Genomic DNA, 17182 nt, shown 5'->3' with positions numbered 1-17182 from the left:
CATGACTCTCAAATTGAAGTCATGGTCTTATTCATTACATAACATATTTCTTATTCAGTTTCAGTATGAGATTTTCTTTTCATGTGAATCGTTTCCATGCGATTTTTTTCAACATGATCAATCTGAAAAATAAACTGTTGATCTTCAGCGGTTTCCCCTTCTTCTGGGAGGTGATCCAGTAGTTCGATCATATAACCGCCAAGTGAATCGTAGTCTTCAGATGTAATATCAGTATCAATCAGATCATTTAGATCGTCCAGTTTCATGGAAGCATCTACAAGATAGGATCCATCATCCAGCTGCTGGAAACTGTTCATTTCATCTTGGTCATATTCATCACGGATTTCACCAAAAATTTCTTCTACAATATCTTCTAATGTAATAAGTCCAGCAGTAATTCCATATTCATCTAATACAATAGAGAAACTAACAGATTTTTCCCGCATTTGAGATAAAAGGCTGGAAACTTTTTGTGTTTCATAAGTAAAAAAAGGTTCTCTTAGAACATCTTTTAGCTGGAAAACTTCATCACGATGTTTTGTTCTGTAAAAATATACATCTTTTAAATATACGATGCCAACAACTTTATCTTTGCTTCCTTCGTAGACTGGGAGTCTGGAAAAACGTGCTTCTGTAAATGTTTCCATAACTTCATCATATGAGGAATCAATAGAGACGAAGGATACATCGATTCTTGGAATCATTATGTCTTTGGCAATTGCATCCTTAAAATCAAAAACATTGTTTAACATATCCTTTTCATCATCTTCAATAACCCCGTCTTCATGACTGACATCTACAATGGTGCGCAGCTCCCTCTCAGTCATAATTTGTTTGGATTGTTTAGAATCAATATGAAGCAGAATCAGCAGCCCTGTTGAAAGTTTATTGATGATAAAAACAACAGGAGTTAAAAGTCTGGTAATAAAATAAATGCTGGAAGCATAAGATAACGCAAGCTTTGTGTTCTTAATAGTTGCATAAGTCTTTGGTGTAATTTCACCAAAAATTAAAACAAGAACAGTCAAAATACCAGTTGCAATACCAGCTCCCATATTGCCGAAAATTTCAATGGCCAGGGTTGTAGATAAAGATGTAACAGATATATTTACAAGGTTATTTCCAACCAGAATGCTGGAAAGCATCTGACTGGGATTCTCGATAAGCTTCAAAACGGTTTCTGCCCGCTTATCACCATCTTCTGCTATTGCACGAACTGCATGCTGGTTAACTGTTGTTAAGGCAGTTTCTGCTGAAGAAAAATAAGCAGAAAGAGCTAATAAAATAATAATTCCTATAAGCTGGAATATGACACTGGGGTCCAAATTAAAATCCCTCCTAGATAAAATTAAAAAATTGTTTTCATGTTCAATTACCACAATTTTACGAAAGAAATTAAGACTTGTCAACTCTATTCAATCTGATACAATGTATATGTAAAGGAGATGGGCATATGAGATACTATTACGATTATAATTTTCCAATCGGAAGATTAACAATTGTGGATGACGGGCATGGCATATGTGGCATACATTTCCACACACAAGGAAGAGACGTCGGAATGAAAAGAGAAACCCCAAATATTCAGAATACTGCATATCAGCTGACGGAATATTTTGCTGGAGAGAGAACAGAATTTGATCTTCCCTTATCTTTTCATGGAACAGAATTTCAACAGAAGGTTTGGAAAGCATTGTGTGAGATACCTTACGGACAGACTTGTACATATAAGGATATTGCAGAGAAGATTGGAATTCCAAAGGGCTGCAGGGCGGTTGGAATGGCGAATAATCAGAATCCAATAGCTATAGTGGTGCCATGCCACAGAGTAATTGGAATTAATGGATCTTTAACTGGATATTCAGGAGGACTGGATTTAAAAGAATTTCTTTTAGAATTGGAACATGCACTTTAATCGTCTTTTCCAGGTGATTTATTAAGAGAAGGAGTATTATGTCTTGACATAATATTCCTTTTATTTATACAATAAGAAGTTGTGTATTATGAGCAGCAACGTTTCGGTTATTAATAAGATAAGAGGCAAAAAGGGAAAGAAAGATATGAAAGGGAAAAAAGAGAATATAGAAGAAAATAAAATGGGAACTATGCCGGTATCTAAGCTGGTAATTTCTATGTCATTTCCCATGATGATTTCAATGACTGTTCAGGCATTATATAATGTTGTAGATAGTATTTTTGTATCCAGATTAAGCGAGCATGCATTGACAGCAGTATCAATGGCATTCCCCATACAGAATTTGATGATTGCTGTTGTAGCAGGACTGGCTGTCGGAATTAATTCTCTTCTTTCCAGAAGTCTGGGAGAAGGGAATCAGGAAAAAGTAAATAGCTGTGCTGATCATGGGTTGTTTCTGGTGTCTATTGGTTATTTGATTTTTTTATGTACAGGTCTATTTTTGTCCATGGATTTATGGTAAAGCAAACAAATATTCCGACCATTGTTTAAGGAGGAACAATGTATCTGAGAATATGTTGTATCTGTTCCTTCGGACTTATGGGGCAGATGACTTTTGAAAGACTTCTTCAGTCTACAGGAAGAACTATTTATACTATGATTACTCAGGGAATGGGAGCACTGATCAATATTATTCTGGATCCTATTCTTATTTTTGGATATTTTGGTTTGCCTAAAATGGGAATAGCAGGAGCAGCAACTGCAACTGTTATTGGACAGAATGCAGCTTGGATTCTCGCTATGTTTTATTATGCAGTCCATCGGGTCTGTTATGCAGTTGGAATTATGGCAGTTGGATTGGTTATTATCCAAACGATACCTGGAAGGCTATTAATGCTGTTTGATGCTTCGGAAACGATGTTGCAGATTGGTGTTCCGGCCTTAAGAATTATTAGTCTGAGCTTTGTTTTTGCAGGATATTGCGTTATTTTATCAGGGGTATTTCAGGCTTTGGGAAATGGAATCTACAGTATGATGGTTTCTGTTGCAAGGCAGTTAATAGTATTGCTTCCAGTAGCATTTTTATTTTCAAGGATTGGGGAATTATCCATGGTTTGGTTTGCTTATCCAGTTGCAGAAATTGCTTCTGTGGCAGTAAGTACATTTTTTTACCGAAGAATTAATCATCATATAATACATTACATAAGATAGGAGAAAAAACATGGATTTTTTGACACTGTTGATTTTATCAGTAGGACTGGCAATGGATGCTTTTGCAGTATCGATTTGTAAAGGACTTGCTATGAAAAGGGCAACTATTGAAAAAGCTTCTGTGGTAGGATTGTGGTTTGGAGTTTTTCAGGCCGGAATGCCCGTTTTAGGATACTTATTAGGGACACAGTTCAAAGAGCAGATTACAAGGGTAGATCACTGGATTGCTTTTATCCTTCTGGGAATGATCGGAATGAATATGATAAAAGAAGCAGAATCTGAAGATGAAGAAGCAGATGATTCGCTGGCTGTTAAGGAAATGTTTCTTTTAGCAGTTGCCACCAGCATTGATGCTTTAGCTGTTGGAATCACGTTTGCTTTTTTAAAGGTAAATATTGTTGAAGCAGCTTCTACGATTGGAATCAGCACATTTGTTATATCTGCAGCAGGAGTAAAAATCGGGAATCTATTTGGGACAAAATATAAATCTAAAGCAGAACTGGCAGGAGGAGTAATTCTGATACTTTTAGGTATGAAGATTCTTTTGGAGCATTTAGGAGTGTTATAAAGAATTATAAAAAGATGAAAGATTTCCTTTCTTTTTTTCATAAAACGGTGTATGATAGGGATGCAGCACAATATGTTGTGTCTGAAGAATGAACTAATAACAATATTTGGTATAAAATATATGAGGTGGAAAATATGAATTCTGAAGTAAAAACGAAGATAATCAAACGAAATGGAGAAGAGGTAGAGTTTAATATTGAGAAAATCAGTAATGCCATAGGCAAAGCAAATAAAGAAGTGCCAAAGATTCATCAAATGAATAAATATCAGATTGTTGCCATTGCAGATAATGTTGCACAGCAGGTAAAAACATCTTCCCACGCGGTTAACGTGGAAGATATCCAGAATATGGTTGAAACAGGAATCATGGAGATGAGAGGTTATGAGGTAGCACAGAAATATGTGAGATACCGTTATAAGAGAGAAATCTCCAGAAAATCAAATACAACAGATGATGGAATTTTGTCATTGCTGGAGAACATAAACGAAGAGGTTAATCAGGAAAATTCTAATAAGAATCCAGTAATCAATTCAACGCAGAGAGATTATATGGCTGGAGAAGTCAGTAAGGATTTATCCAAACGTGTTCTGCTTCCAGATGAAATCGTCAAAGCTCATGAAGAAGGTATCATCCATTTTCATGATTCTGATTACTTTGCTCAGAAAGAACATAATTGCGATTTGATCAATTTGGAAGATATGCTCCAGAATGGGACAGTTATTAGTGAAACTATGATTGAAAAACCCCATTCATTTTTTACAGCATGTAATGTGACTACACAGATCGTTGCTCAGGTTGCAAGTAACCAATATGGAGGACAGTCATTTACACTTGCTCATCTTGCCCCATTTGTAGATATTAGTCGTAAGAAACTTCGTCAAAATGTTATTCGAGAAAGAAAAGCATCTGGTGAAAGCATGGATGAAACGATTATTGATAAGATTACTGAGATGCGTCTTTATGATGAAGTCAAACAGGGAATTCAAACTATTCAGTATCAGCTTGTTACATTGATGACATGTAATGGACAGGCACCATTTGTTACTGTTTTTATGTATCTGGATGAAGTGCCGGAAGGACAGATAAGAGACGATCTTGCACTTGTTATTGAAGAAGTGCTGAAACAGAGAATCCAGGGAGTAAAAAATGAAAAAGGTGTATGGATTACACCTGCCTTTCCAAAGCTGATTTATGCATTGGATGATGATAATATTACACCGGATTCAAAATACTGGTATTTAACAGAGCTGGCAGCCAAATGTACAGCAAAACGTATGGTTCCGGATTATATATCAGCAAAAGTAATGCGGCAGTTAAAACAGGGAGATGTGTATACCTGTATGGGATGCCGTTCTTTCCTTACAGTGGAAGATTCACAGAGAAATCCTGATGGAAGTCATAAATATTATGGACGTTTTAATCAGGGGGTTGTTACGATCAATCTTGTTGATGTGGCATGTTCTTCTTATGGAGATATGAGTAGATTCTGGGAAATTCTAGAAGAACGTCTGGAATTATGCCATCGTGCTTTAAGATGTCGCCATGAAAGGCTGTTAGGAACTGTTTCAGATGTTGCACCGATTTTATGGCAGCATGGAGCACTTGCACGTTTGAAAAAAGGAGAAAAAATTGACAAATTGTTATACAATGGATACTCAACTATTTCTCTTGGATACGCGGGTCTTTATGAAATGTGCGTCAGAATGACGGGTAAATCACACACTGATCCTGCTGGAAAAGAATTTGCATTAAAGGTAATGCAAAAACTTAATGATAAATGTAAAGAATGGAAAGAAGCAGAAAATATCAGTTATTCTGTATATGGAACTCCAATGGAATCTACCACATATAAATTTGCCAAGTGTCTTCAGAAACGATTTGGAATTATTGAAGGAGTTACAGATAAAAATTATATTACAAATAGTTATCATGTTCATGTAACGGAGGAAATCGATGCATTTACCAAATTGGAATTTGAATCAGAATTCCAGAAATTATCTCCGGGAGGAGCTATCAGTTATATTGAAGTCCCTAATATGCAGAATAATATTCAGGCAGTACTGACTGTCATGCAGTTTATTTATGATAATATTATGTATGCGGAATTAAATACTAAAAGCGATTATTGTGAAGTATGCGGTTATGATGGAGAAATTAAGATAGAGAAAGATGAATCCGGGAAATTAATTTGGAAATGTCCAAACTGTGGAAATACTGATCAGGATCATATGTTTGTTGCACGGCGGACATGTGGTTATATAGGAACTCAATTCTGGAATCAGGGTCGTACACAGGAAATAAAAGATAGAGTTCTTCATTTATAAAAGGTGATAATATGTATTATGGGAATATAAAAAAGTGTGATATTGCCAATGGACCAGGAGTTAGGGTCAGCCTTTTTGTATCAGGCTGTCGAAATTGCTGCCCTGGATGTTTTAATAGGGAAACCTGGGATTTTCAATATGGACAGCCTTACACACAAGAAACGGAAGATCAGATTATTAAAATGCTGAGACCTGATTATATTGAAGGATTTTCTCTTTTGGGAGGGGAACCATTTGAGGAAGAAAATCAGGAAGTTTTGTGTAAGCTGTTAAAGAAGATCAAGACCTTTTATCCAGATAAAACTGTATGGTGTTATACAGGATACACATTTGATTCTGATCTGCAGGAAGGTGGAAAAAAATATACAGAAAATACTAAAGAAATGCTATCATATATTGATATACTTGTAGATGGACAGTTTATTGAAGAAGAAAAAGATATTTCCCTGCAGTTTAGAGGGAGCAGAAATCAGAGGATTATAGAGATAAATAATTAGAAAAAGAAGTATTTTGCATGAAAATGTAGAATACTTCTTTTTTGTACTGAAAATATAGTAAAAATATGTTATCATTAACATAGATTTTGATTCTATGAGTTAAAGTAATAAAGTGAGGGTTATATCAGTGGTCCAAAGAATTGTCATATGCGATGATAATAAAAAAGAACTGGAGGATGCCGCAAGGCTTATTCGGGAATTTTTTGATGAAATAAAAAAAGATATAGAGATTACACAATATAGGAGTGGACAAAGTCTTGTTGAAGATTGCCAGAATGGGAAAATATATCCCGATATATTATTTATTGATATTGAAATGAATGGTCTGACGGGTATTGAAACTGTAAAGTACATTAATCAATCTATACCGCAATGTTCTGTGGTTTATATGACGAATTATCTGGAATATGCCACAGAAGTATATACTACGGATCATATATATTATGTAATGAAATATGAATTAAAGCAACGTCTTCCGGAAATCTACCAGAAATGGCTGCATTTAAATCAGGAATATAATGAAAAAGTTCAGATTCCAATAAAGAACAGTGGATTTGAAATTGTGCGATTAAAAGATATTTTATATGCAGAACGAAAGAACAGAATAACATATATTTTTACAGAGAAGAAGGTTATTCAGACAAAAATGAAGATAGTGGAACTGGAAGAAATTCTAGATGAGTCGAAGATTGTTCGATGTCATGCAAGTTTTATGGTTGGAATGTGTCATATCATAAGATTCCAGAGAGAAGAGATTCTTGTAAAGGATGGTACTAAAATTCCAGTCAGCCGCAGATATCAGAAAGAAGTACGTGAAAAGTATCTGCAGTGGTTCGAGTCACATTTATTCTAAATTTGCAATGAGAGTCAATATATGCAAAATTAGACAAAAAAATGACAAAACTGGAAAAGATTTTATAGATAAAGTGAAGTATAATATAAATGTGCGTCAGGGGAGGATAATTCATCAAAGGGGAATTAGAAAGTATAGATGCCACGGTACGGTATGTCATAAATCAATATGGTACAAGGATGTTTGTTTAGAGGATATTGTCTTGTGTAGGAGCGGAGACGATATCCCGGACAACATAAGTGAAATGTTAAAATGTTGCCGGAAGTTGTTGAGACTTCCGGCTTTTATCATTTAAAATGATCAGTAAGATGCTTTTTTTGCAAAAGATTGATCAATAAGTTTATCAAATGGAACATTTTCTTTTAACTCACCGGCATCTTTTAAAATATCCTGGAGCAGGTTGAAACCATCTTTGGAAAAATCTGGAGTTGTTTTATAAGTGTCCTGTTTTTTATAACGCTTTATGATCTTTGTCAGGTCGTTCTTGGATACATCAGGAAATTGATTGCCGATGACTTCTGCAATATCTTCTGGAGAATGTTTTTCGACATAGGATTGGCCTTTTGCAATGGCATTGGTAAAACCCTGAATGATATTCGGATTTTTTTTCAGGTAGCTTTTTTTGGCACAGTAGGCTGTATATGGTACAAATCCGCTTTCTACCCCAAGGGAAGAAACTACATATCCGGCACCTTGTTTTTCAAGAGCTGTTGCATTAGGTTCAAATTCTACAGTAAAATCACCAGTACCTCCTGCAAATGCCCCAGAGGTATTGGCAAAATCAATATTTTGAATTAGATTTACATCTTTTTCTGGATTTAACCCATTTTGTTTTAAAATATATTCAAGAATCATCTGTGGCATACCACCTTTTCTACCGCCAATTAAATTTTTTCCTTTTAAATCTGTCCAGTGAAAATCTTTGATTTTTTTTCTGGATACGAGAAAATTGCCGGCACGCTGGGTTAACTGAGCAAAACAGACAGCATAGTCTTTATTACCTTCATTATATTGATATATAGCAGCTTCCGGTCCCATAAAACCAATATCTGCATTATCAGAAATAACGGCAGTCATTGTTTTATCTGCACCAAAACCTGTATCAACTTTTAAATCTATTCCTTCTTCTTTAAAATATCCTTTTTCAATTGCAACATATTGAGGGGCATAAAAAATAGAGTGTGTAACTTCGTTTAAGGTGACTTTTGTCAGTTTGTCAGTTTTTTTATCCTTTGGATCACAGCCGGTAGAAAAGATACAGACTATGGAGACTGAAAGCAGTAATGCGAAGATTTTTCGAAATCTCATAAATGCTCCTTAAAATATACGTTGGTATAGTATATGAAGAAATAGAGTAAAATGTGAAAAGCTATTGAGTGGATATAGAAGAGATTATTAATTGTGTTTAACGGAGAAAAAAAGAGGAGCCGGAAGAATTAACTTCCGGCATTATGAAAAAGTATGAAAAAAAGTTTTAGCAAAGTTAGCAATGTATATTAGCTACTTGCTATAGTCATAGTTTAACCATAAAATGTGAAAAAAATGTGATAATAATTTGATAAAAATATGTTGTGAAATTTTTTTTTGAAAAATATATAAAATCTGAATTTCGTAAGTATAGTTGTTAAAAAATATTTATAGAATGAAAGAAAAAGGATGTTTCCATGATACATGTAACAGAAGCAGGAGAAACGATAGAATCTATTGCATATAGATATGGAGTATCTTCTCAAAGTATTATTTTCAACAATCAATTGAGGAATGAAAAACTGGTTATTGGGCAGGCGCTGTTAATTTTAATTCCGGAAATTGTATATGAAGTTTCTGCTGGGGATTCTTTGTTTTCTATCAGCCAGAAGTATGGAATTTCAATAAAACAAATTTTAAGAAATAATCTATGGATATTGCAGGATTCACTGCATCCAGGAGATGTACTGGTTATATCTTATGAGGAATCGAAGAAAGAAATTTTACAGATTATGGGATATGCATATCCGTTTATCTTAGAAGAAATATTAAATGAAATTCTTTTATATGTGGGAAAGCTGTTGATTTTTTCATATGGATTTACAAGAATGGGGGATCTTATACCTCCTCATGGAGAAGAACGTTTGATTCAGAAGGCAATTAAAATGGGTGTAGACCCGATTTTGGTTTTGACACCTTTCTCTGAAAATGGAACTTTTAGTAATCAACTAGTAAAGGCAGTAGTAGAAGATCTTCCCATGCAGGAACGATTGATTGAAAATCTTCTTTTAGAAGTGGAAAGTAAAAAATATAGAAGTGTAGATATAGATTTTGAGTATATTCTGGCAGAAAACCGAGATGGTTATGCTGCTTTTGTGAGAAATTTAAGGGAAGTTATGTCAGCAAAGGGATATCAGGTATCAGTGGCACTGGCACCGAAGATTTCGAAAAACCAGCCGGGATTGCTATATGAGGGAGTAGATTATAAGGCTTTAGGAGAGGCTGCAAATACTGTATTTTTAATGACTTACGAGTGGGGATATACATATGGGCCGCCTATGGCTGTGGCACCATTAAACAAAGTTCGTCAGGTTTTGGATTATGCAGTAACAGAAATACCAGAAGAAAAAATTTTAATGGGGATTCCAAATTATGGATATGACTGGCCATTGCCATATGAATCAGGTATTACAAAAGCAGAGACCATAGGAAATGTTCAGGCAGTAGAACGTGCACTGGAGTATGAGGCAGTCATAGAATTTGATGAAATAGCAAAATCTCCATATTTCCATTACAAGGCAGATAATATAGAACATGAAGTATGGTTTGAAGATGTAAGGAGTATTGAAGCAAAAATTCAGCTGATTACATCTTATGGTTTTTTGGGAGCAGGATACTGGAATCTGATGCGCCCTTTTCGTGCAAATTGGATGTATTTAAACAATATGTACATATTAGAATAAAAATCGTTGAAAAAAACAAAAAATACTTGCAAAAACAGTATATTTTCGATAAAGTATACATTGCGGATTAAAAATGATGAACATGGTTTTCAGAAAAATGAAAACAAAATCTCTGGAGAGTCTCATAAGTGAGCGCCGAAGGTGTACGGCTATAAGAAAGAACAGCCAATCTCTCAGGCAAAAGGACAGAGCTTTATAAGCAATGTAATGTGTAGATACTCTTTAGGGGCTGATGTTTTATCAGCTCTTTTTTTGCGTTGCGGCAACCGGGAAGACTTGAAAGTTATTTTATGCGTAAAAGAAGTTATCAGAAATATATTCGTATGATAAATTTTAATTTTTGGGAGGAAAAACAATGTTTAAAACATTAAATGATGCTCTGGTGAGCATTGACAACCTTGTTTGGGGGCTGCCCCTGATTATATTAATTTTGGCAACGGGAATTTTTCTAACGCTGCGTTTGAGAGGCCTTCAAGTGAAACATCTTGGAAAAGCATTGCATTATATTTTTCACAATGAAGAAGATGGAAAGGGAGAAGTAAGCAGTTTTGGAGCATTATGTACAGCACTTTCTGCAACCATTGGAACTGGAAATATCGTAGGATGTGCTACTGCAATTGTAGCAGGAGGTCCAGGAGCTTTATTCTGGATGTGGCTGGCTGCTTTTTTTGGAATGGCTACAAAATATGCGGAAGGAATGCTTGCTGTAAAATATCGTGAAATTGATGAAGATGGACATGCTTTAGGCGGACCATTTTACTACATTGAAAAAGGAATGGGAAAAAACTGGAAGTGGCTGGCAAAACTATTCTGTATCTTCGGTACCATGGTTGGTTTATTTGGAATTGGTACATTTACACAGGTGAATGGGATTACTACTGCTGTGCGAAATTTCTTTGATCCCAATAATGTACATACAGTGAAACTGTTTGGAATGGATTATTCATGGAGCATCATCATTGCAGGAATTATTCTAACTGTTTGTGTAGGAATGGTTGTTATTGGTGGAATTAAGCGTATTTCCAAAGTATCTGAAGTTATTGTGCCGTTTATGGCAGTTACATATATTACAATATGTCTTTTGGTCGTTGTAACACATCTTCCTCAGGTTCCGGGAGCTTTTGTGGAAATTGTTCAGTCTGCATTCGGATTAAGGGCAGCAGTTGGAGGAGCAATGGGAGCTATGATGGTTGCAATGCAGAAGGGAATTGCACGCGGGATTTTCTCAAATGAAGCAGGGCTTGGTTCTGCACCGATTGCAGCTGCTGCAGCTCAGACCAATGAACCTGTGCGTCAGGGATTGGTATCAATGACAGGAACGTTTATTGACACAATTGTTGTATGTACAATGACAGGTTTGACGATTGTGATTACCGGAAGCTGGAATGTTGGTCTGGATGGTGTTGATGTAACTACCAGAGCTTTTTCCTTGGGACTTCCGTTTCCTGAAAGAGTATCAACCTTCTTACTGATGATGTGTCTGGTATTTTTTGCATTTACGACTATTCTTGGATGGGACTATTATAGTGAACGTTGTCTGGAATATTTGACCAATGGAAAACAAATTTTTGTAACAGTATTCAAGTGGTTGTATATTCTGGCTGTATTTATTGGACCATTTATGACTCTGGAAGCAGTCTGGACAATTGCAGATATTTGTAATGGATTGATGGCATTTCCGAACCTGATTGCCTTGCTGGCTCTAAATGGAGATGTGGTATCGGAAACTAAAAGTTATTTTACGAGATTAAAAAATATAAAGGGATAAAATACTTCTTTACTTTAGCGTGCTGATGCTGTATATTTGGAATAGAAGCATAGAAAGGAAGTAAAAGCCAATGAGTAAGAAGATTAAGACAGAGGCTGTGAAAAGATTGTTTCAGGCTGTTTTAACGTTGGAGACAGAAGAAGAATGTTTTACATTTTTTGAGGATTTATGCACAGTAAATGAATTAGAATCGTTGGCCCAGAGATTTGAAGTTGCATCTATGCTGAGGGACAAGCATACTTATCTGGAAGTTGCAGAGAAGACAGGTGCCTCTACAGCAACTATCAGCAGGGTAAATCGTTCACTGAATTATGGAAGTGACGGCTACGATATGGTATTTAAAAAAATGAAGAAATAGGATTTTCCTATTTCTTCTTTTTTTCACCTTTTTTTCTGTTTTCCTCGGGCTGATACAGTTCATCAATCATTTTTTCAATGACTTGCTTTCGAAGATAAATATCATATCCCAGTAAAGCGATAAAAGAAAACTGTTGTAAAAATTTTTTTTCAGAGTCCTCAGAAATACCGGAAAATGTTTCCTGGGCTTTTTGGGCAGTATCTAAAATAGATTGCTTTATGGCCGTGGTATGATCGTGTTCTATGCTATATAATTCCTCATAAATTTTATAAAATGCATTCTTGTCCTTGCTGTCATAAAAATGTTCTGTGAGGGGATCTAAAATGGATTTAATATCAGATATTGACAGAAAATTTTTGAGATAATAAATATAAATCAAAAGAATTATATGGTTTTTAGAGTACTTCTTTTTGTAAGAAGGTGGTAAAAGCTGATTCTTTGAATAATTGTTTATCATTGTTTTTGTAAAAATTTTATCTGTATCAAATCGCTTTGTATTTAAAAGCTGTTCCTCAAGAAAAGTTGTAACCTGATCCATGTAAAGATCAATATTAGGAATATCTTCGGGCAGTACATAATCAAGTTTCATCCATTTTTCTAATTTGTTTTCGAATTCCATAGTCTTCTCCTTATTTCGTAATTACATTATACGGTTATTTAAACTATCTGACAAGAGCTCGATGCATTTTGACTACGGATATGATATACTAAAAATCATTCCAATTAGAATTTAGAAAGGGATAAAATTATGGGGAATTATGATACATTAAATGAACAGCAGAGAGAGGCTGTTTTTTGTACGGAAGGACCGTTATTGTTACTGGCAGGAGCGGGCTCCGGTAAAACAAGAGTACTCACTCACAGAATTGCTTATTTAATTGAGCAGGGAGTAAACCCGTATCATATAATGGCGATAACATTTACTAATAAAGCAGCAAGAGAAATGAGAGAACGAGTGGATAATCTGGTTGGATATGGAGCTGAACATATCTGGGTCAGTACATTTCATTCCACCTGTGTCAGAATCTTAAGACGCCATATTGATAAACTTGGTTATGGAAATAGCTTTACGATTTATGATGCTGATGATCAGAAATCTTTAATTAAAGATATTTGCAAACGTTTTAAAGTGGATACTAAACTGATGCCGGAAAGACGGATCATGAATGCAATTTCTTCTGCAAAAGATGAGTTTATTACACCTTCTGAATATGAAATGAAATATCAGTTTGATTTTAAAAAGAAAAAGATTGCGGAAATATACAAAGAGTATCAAAAACAGTTAAAATCTAATAATGCATTGGATTTTGATGATTTGCTGTTTAAAACTGTTGAACTGTTTCAGTTTCATCCGGAAATTTTAGATTATTATCAGGAAAGATTTCGTTATATAATGGTGGACGAGTATCAGGATACCAATACTATTCAGTTTCAGCTGATAAGCATGCTGGCAAGGAAATATCGTAATCTTTGTGTTGTAGGTGATGATGATCAGTCAATTTATAAATTTCGCGGTGCCAATGTTAAGAATATTCTGAATTTTGAGAATGTATTTCCTGATGCAGTTACAATAAAGCTTGAACAAAATTACAGGTCTACAAAAAATATCCTGAATGCTGCCAATGAGGTAATTGCCAACAATGAGGGAAGAAAAGAAAAAAAACTATGGACAGAGAATGAAGAAGGAGATTTAATTGAATTTCATCAGTATGGGACAGAATATGAAGAAGCAGGGCAGATTGTAAATAAAATAGAAGAATTATCCAATGATGGTTATGAATTTAAAAATATGGCTGTATTATACAGGACCAATGCTCAGTCCCGTGTATTTGAAGAGCGTTTTATGCTGAAAAATATTCCTTATAGAATTGTTGGAGGAACTAATTTCTATCAGAGAAAAGAAATAAAAGATATGATTTGTTATCTGAAAGCAGTTGACAATGGTATGGATGACCTGGCAGCAAAACGAATCATAAATGTTCCGCGTAGAGGAATTGGGGCCGCATCCATTGATAAAATTCAGACATATGCTATGGAACATAATATGGGATTTTTGGATGCCTGTTTTTCTGCGGCGGACATTACCACTTTAGGAAATGCTAAAAAGAAGATACAGACTTTTGCAGATTTAATAAGTGATTTCAGGAGAAAACAGCAGGAAAGTTCTCTGGAGGAATTGTTTCATTATATAATTGAGCAGACAGGTTATGTAGAAGGATTGAAAGCAGAAGGAACAGAGGAAGCAGAAGGAAGAATTGAAAATATCAATGAACTTCTAAATAAAATCGTAACTTATGAAAAAGAAGCTGAAGAATCGGATCTTTCTGGACTTTTGGAGGAAATAGCCCTTGTAGCTGATATTGATAATCTGGAAGAATCAGATAATAGAGTGGTACTGATGACATTACATAGTGCAAAAGGACTTGAATTTCCTTATGTATTTATTTGTGGTATGGAAGACGGTATTTTTCCAGGATATATGACGATCATGTCGGAAGATGAGGAAGAGATGGAGGAAGAACGTCGTTTATGTTATGTAGGTATTACCCGTGCCAAGGATAAATTGTTTTTGAGTGCCGCACAGAGAAGAATGATGCAGGGAAGAACACAATTTAATAAGGTGTCTCGTTTTGTAGATGAGATACCAAAAGAGCTCTTGAAACTGGATCAAGGAATTAATTTGAAAGATAAGCGTCCGGAAAAAGCTTTGTTTTCTTCTAACAGGAATCAAAAATTTAGAAAGCCCTATCAGGCAAAATCCTTTTCTTCTACACAGATAGAATCTCTATCTTACAATGTGGGAGACTATGTTAAGCACATGAAATTTGGATGTGGAAAAGTGACGGAAATTGTTTCTGGAGGTCGTGATTTTGAAGTAACAGTAGATTTTGAAAAATGTGGAGTAAAGAAAATGTTTGCCTCTTTTGCAAAATTGAAAAAAGTGGATGAAAATCATTAAAAAAGTTAGTAATGAAACAGAATAAGTGATATAATAAAAAAAACACATAAGAAAGGGTGAATGACATGAAAAATTTAGAGGAATTATTAAGTGTTGCCAAGGTATCCGATATGATCGGCAAGAAGGAGAAAGAAGAAAATAAGATTGTGTGGGCTCTTGCTATTATCGGTGCAATTGCAGCCGTAGCAGGAATTGCATATGCAGTTTATAAATATCTGACACCTGATTATATGGATGATTTTGATGAAGATTTCGATGATGATTTTGATGAAGATTTCTTCGATGATGAAGAACTTGATGTAACGGAAGATGACATTGACGAAGTAGAATAAAAAAGTCTGACAATAGAGCATCTGAAAAATCAGATGCTCTATTATATTTTTTTGACAGGAAAGCAGTTAAAACCGCATAAAATCGACATTTTTTATAAGTTATAAAAAAATTAAAAAAAATGTTGACATTTGCAGAGACCTTCTGTATAATAAATCTTGCTGTTGAGGAAAACAGTTAAACGAGAGAAAATCTCAGTGTAATTCCGGGGTGTGGCTCAGCTTGGCTAGAGCGCTTGATTTGGGATCAAGAGGTCGCAGGTTCGAATCCTGTCACCCCGATTATGCGGGTGTAGTTCAATGGTAGAACTCCAGCCTTCCAAGCTGATCACGTGGGTTCGATTCCCATCACCCGCTTTTTGAGTCTGTAGCTCAGCTGGATAGAGCAACGGCCTTCTAAGCCGTGGGTCGGGGGTTCGAATCCCTTCAGGCTCGTTTTTCTTTTTAAGAAAGAAATGAACAGATATTATGGTGGGTATAGCGCAGCTGGTTAGCGCGCCAGATTGTGGCTCTGGAGGCCGTGGGTTCGAATCCCATTACCCACCTTATATTTATGCTTATAGCAGTATTAAGGGTGTGTAGCTCAGGTGGTAGAGCACTTGACTTTTAATCAAGTTGTCCGGGGTTCGAATCCCCGCACGCTCACTTTTGGATTTATCCAAATGTGCGGATATGGCGGAATTGGCAGACGCGCTAGATTTAGGTTCTAGTGTCTTAGGACGTGCAGGTTCAACTCCTGTTATCCGCATTAAAAAAATAAAAAAAGTGTTGACAAATGATTCGAACTAGCGTATAATTAATTTTGTTGTGAGTGAAGAATAGTTAACACTTAAATATACCAACGGGGTGTGGCTCAGCTTGGCTAGAGCGCTTGATTTGGGATCAAGAGGTCGCAGGTTCGAATCCTGTCACCCCGATTATGCGGGTGTAGTTCAATGGTAGAACTCCAGCCTTCCAAGCTGATCACGTGGGTTCGATTCCCATCACCCGCTTTTTTTGAGTCTGTAGCTCAGCTGGATAGAGCAACGGCCTTCTAAGCCGTGGGTCGGGGGTTCGAATCCCTTCAGGCTCGTTTTTCTTTTTTTAGAAAGAAATGAAGAAGTATTACGGTGGGTATAGCGCAGCTGGTTAGCGCGCCAGATTGTGGCTCTGGAGGCCGTGGGTTCGAATCCCATTACCCACCTTTTTTTTATAAAATAATAATGGGCTATCGCCAAGCGGTAAGGCACAGCACTTTGACTGCTGCATTCGCTGGTTCGAATCCAGCTAGCCCAGTTTTAAGGGTGTGTAGCTCAGGTGGTAGAGCACTTGACTTTTAATCAAGTTGTCCGGGGTTCGAATCCCCGCACGCTCACTTGTATGTCAATTATTTTGAAAAAATGATTGACATATGAAAAATATTTGATTATTATATTTTCAAATAAAAGGGAGTAGCTGGCGCAGCAGGCGTTTGCGGTGTCGTCAAACTC

The 17182-nt window shown here is 35.8% G+C and carries 13 protein-coding genes, 12 tRNA genes, 1 pseudogene and 1 riboswitch; of the genes and pseudogenes, 23 read left to right on the top strand and 3 right to left on the bottom strand.

The genetic code is table 11. The features are described 5' to 3' along the window. Positions 1 to 50 precede the first annotated feature (50 nt). A complete protein-coding gene (locus BHF70_RS03570) occupies positions 51 to 1325 on the bottom strand; it encodes an HlyC/CorC family transporter (RefSeq protein ID WP_075758977.1) in 1275 nt (424 codons plus the stop codon). Positions 1326 to 1453: 128 nt separating this feature from the next. Between BHF70_RS03570 and BHF70_RS03565 the strand changes: the two genes are divergently transcribed. The 6 genes and pseudogenes from BHF70_RS03565 to BHF70_RS03540 all read left to right on the top strand — a co-directional run bounded on the left by BHF70_RS03565 (position 1454) and on the right by BHF70_RS03540 (position 7369). Then, positions 1454 to 1915 carry a methylated-DNA--[protein]-cysteine S-methyltransferase gene (locus BHF70_RS03565; RefSeq protein ID WP_075758976.1) on the top strand — a complete coding sequence of 154 codons (462 nt, stop codon included), beginning with the start codon at positions 1454 to 1456 and terminating at the stop codon, positions 1913 to 1915. Between the two features lie 145 nt (positions 1916 to 2060). Next, positions 2061 to 3127 (top strand): annotated as a pseudogene (locus BHF70_RS13000) (MATE family efflux transporter). A gap of 10 nt (positions 3128 to 3137) precedes the next feature. Beyond that, the gene (locus tag BHF70_RS03555) at positions 3138 to 3695 is read left to right on the top strand and encodes a manganese efflux pump MntP (RefSeq protein WP_075758975.1); all 558 of its coding nucleotides are present in this window, start codon (positions 3138 to 3140) and stop codon (positions 3693 to 3695) included. Positions 3696 to 3829: 134 nt separating this feature from the next. Continuing rightward, a complete protein-coding gene (gene nrdD / locus BHF70_RS03550; RefSeq protein WP_075758974.1) occupies positions 3830 to 6019 on the top strand; it encodes an anaerobic ribonucleoside-triphosphate reductase in 2190 nt (729 codons plus the stop codon). Between the two features lie 11 nt (positions 6020 to 6030). Beyond that, positions 6031 to 6516 carry an anaerobic ribonucleoside-triphosphate reductase activating protein gene (gene nrdG / locus BHF70_RS03545; protein WP_075758973.1) on the top strand — a complete coding sequence of 162 codons (486 nt, stop codon included), beginning with the start codon at positions 6031 to 6033 and terminating at the stop codon, positions 6514 to 6516. Between the two features lie 127 nt (positions 6517 to 6643). Next, positions 6644 to 7369 carry a LytR/AlgR family response regulator transcription factor gene (locus tag BHF70_RS03540; RefSeq protein WP_075758972.1) on the top strand — a complete coding sequence of 242 codons (726 nt, stop codon included), beginning with the start codon at positions 6644 to 6646 and terminating at the stop codon, positions 7367 to 7369. Between the two features lie 300 nt (positions 7370 to 7669). On the opposite strand, the gene BHF70_RS03535 is transcribed toward BHF70_RS03540, so the two are convergent. Beyond that, complete coding sequence (locus tag BHF70_RS03535; protein WP_075758971.1) at positions 7670 to 8677, bottom strand: ABC transporter substrate-binding protein; 1008 nt, start codon at positions 8675 to 8677, stop codon at positions 7670 to 7672. Between the two features lie 356 nt (positions 8678 to 9033). On the opposite strand from BHF70_RS03535, the gene BHF70_RS03530 reads away from it, so the two are divergent. The 3 genes from BHF70_RS03530 (at position 9034) to BHF70_RS03520 (ending at position 12425) form a co-directional block, all read left to right on the top strand. Beyond that, positions 9034 to 10299 (top strand): glycosyl hydrolase family 18 protein, encoded by a 1266-nt coding sequence (locus tag BHF70_RS03530; RefSeq protein ID WP_075758970.1) that lies wholly within the window; start codon positions 9034 to 9036, stop codon positions 10297 to 10299. Positions 10300 to 10401: 102 nt separating this feature from the next. After that, positions 10402 to 10498: riboswitch (glycine riboswitch) on the top strand. A gap of 156 nt (positions 10499 to 10654) precedes the next feature. Then, positions 10655 to 12067 carry an alanine/glycine:cation symporter family protein gene (locus tag BHF70_RS03525; RefSeq protein ID WP_075758969.1) on the top strand — a complete coding sequence of 471 codons (1413 nt, stop codon included), beginning with the start codon at positions 10655 to 10657 and terminating at the stop codon, positions 12065 to 12067. A 70-nt stretch (positions 12068 to 12137) separates the two neighbouring features. Then, a complete protein-coding gene (locus BHF70_RS03520; protein WP_075758968.1) occupies positions 12138 to 12425 on the top strand; it encodes a YerC/YecD family TrpR-related protein in 288 nt (95 codons plus the stop codon). A 7-nt stretch (positions 12426 to 12432) separates the two neighbouring features. On the opposite strand, the gene BHF70_RS03515 is transcribed toward BHF70_RS03520, so the two are convergent. Beyond that, on the bottom strand, positions 12433 to 13044 hold the full coding sequence (locus BHF70_RS03515) for a DUF1836 domain-containing protein (RefSeq protein ID WP_075758967.1): 612 nt from the start codon (positions 13042 to 13044) through the stop codon (positions 12433 to 12435). Between the two features lie 129 nt (positions 13045 to 13173). Here BHF70_RS03515 and pcrA point away from each other — a divergent pair, with 129 nt between their 5' ends. From pcrA to BHF70_RS03445, 14 genes are all read left to right on the top strand, one after another. Then, positions 13174 to 15384 carry a DNA helicase PcrA gene (gene pcrA / locus BHF70_RS03510; RefSeq protein ID WP_075758966.1) on the top strand — a complete coding sequence of 737 codons (2211 nt, stop codon included), beginning with the start codon at positions 13174 to 13176 and terminating at the stop codon, positions 15382 to 15384. Positions 15385 to 15449: 65 nt separating this feature from the next. Continuing rightward, positions 15450 to 15716 (top strand): DUF4366 domain-containing protein, encoded by a 267-nt coding sequence (locus tag BHF70_RS03505; RefSeq protein WP_075758965.1) that lies wholly within the window; start codon positions 15450 to 15452, stop codon positions 15714 to 15716. Between the two features lie 204 nt (positions 15717 to 15920). Next, positions 15921 to 15995 (top strand) — tRNA-Pro (locus BHF70_RS03500). A 4-nt stretch (positions 15996 to 15999) separates the two neighbouring features. Continuing rightward, positions 16000 to 16070 (top strand) — tRNA-Gly (locus BHF70_RS03495). 4 nt (positions 16071 to 16074) lie between these two features. Next, positions 16075 to 16148, top strand: a tRNA-Arg gene (locus tag BHF70_RS03490). A gap of 36 nt (positions 16149 to 16184) precedes the next feature. Further along, positions 16185 to 16258 (top strand) — tRNA-His (locus tag BHF70_RS03485). 27 nt (positions 16259 to 16285) lie between these two features. Further along, positions 16286 to 16358 (top strand) — tRNA-Lys (locus BHF70_RS03480). A gap of 21 nt (positions 16359 to 16379) precedes the next feature. Continuing rightward, a tRNA-Leu gene (locus tag BHF70_RS03475) sits at positions 16380 to 16461 on the top strand. 94 nt (positions 16462 to 16555) lie between these two features. Next, a tRNA-Pro gene (locus BHF70_RS03470) sits at positions 16556 to 16630 on the top strand. A 4-nt stretch (positions 16631 to 16634) separates the two neighbouring features. Continuing rightward, positions 16635 to 16705, top strand: a tRNA-Gly gene (locus BHF70_RS03465). A gap of 6 nt (positions 16706 to 16711) precedes the next feature. Continuing rightward, positions 16712 to 16785 (top strand) — tRNA-Arg (locus BHF70_RS03460). A gap of 37 nt (positions 16786 to 16822) precedes the next feature. After that, positions 16823 to 16896 (top strand) — tRNA-His (locus BHF70_RS03455). Between the two features lie 20 nt (positions 16897 to 16916). Next, positions 16917 to 16988, top strand: a tRNA-Gln gene (locus BHF70_RS03450). Positions 16989 to 16994: 6 nt separating this feature from the next. Then, positions 16995 to 17067 (top strand) — tRNA-Lys (locus BHF70_RS03445). Positions 17068 to 17182: the final 115 nt, after the last annotated feature.

Origin of the sequence: Anaerostipes sp. 494a, from assembly GCF_001940315.1 — a bacterium.
Classification (GTDB): Bacteria; Bacillota; Clostridia; order Lachnospirales; family Lachnospiraceae; genus Anaerostipes; species Anaerostipes faecalis.
Note: the sequence above shows the minus strand (reverse complement) of the source record. Positions and strands in the feature narration are given on the sequence as shown.

Excerpts from the sequence above, each read along its gene's own strand:
- BHF70_RS03565 (WP_075758976.1), top strand. The coding sequence starts at position 1,454 with ATGAGATACTATTACGATTATAATTTTCCAATCGGAAGATTAACAATT.
- BHF70_RS03555 (WP_075758975.1), top strand. The coding sequence starts at position 3,138 with ATGGATTTTTTGACACTGTTGATTTTATCAGTAGGACTGGCAATGGAT.
- nrdD (WP_075758974.1), top strand. The coding sequence starts at position 3,830 with ATGAATTCTGAAGTAAAAACGAAGATAATCAAACGAAATGGAGAAGAG.
- nrdG (WP_075758973.1), top strand. The coding sequence starts at position 6,031 with ATGTATTATGGGAATATAAAAAAGTGTGATATTGCCAATGGACCAGGA.
- BHF70_RS03535 (WP_075758971.1), bottom strand. The coding sequence starts at position 8,677 with ATGAGATTTCGAAAAATCTTCGCATTACTGCTTTCAGTCTCCATAGTC.
- BHF70_RS03530 (WP_075758970.1), top strand. The coding sequence starts at position 9,034 with ATGATACATGTAACAGAAGCAGGAGAAACGATAGAATCTATTGCATAT.
- BHF70_RS03525 (WP_075758969.1), top strand. The coding sequence starts at position 10,655 with ATGTTTAAAACATTAAATGATGCTCTGGTGAGCATTGACAACCTTGTT.
- BHF70_RS03520 (WP_075758968.1), top strand. The coding sequence starts at position 12,138 with ATGAGTAAGAAGATTAAGACAGAGGCTGTGAAAAGATTGTTTCAGGCT.
- BHF70_RS03515 (WP_075758967.1), bottom strand. The coding sequence starts at position 13,044 with ATGGAATTCGAAAACAAATTAGAAAAATGGATGAAACTTGATTATGTA.
- pcrA (WP_075758966.1), top strand. The coding sequence starts at position 13,174 with ATGGGGAATTATGATACATTAAATGAACAGCAGAGAGAGGCTGTTTTT.
- BHF70_RS03505 (WP_075758965.1), top strand. The coding sequence starts at position 15,450 with ATGAAAAATTTAGAGGAATTATTAAGTGTTGCCAAGGTATCCGATATG.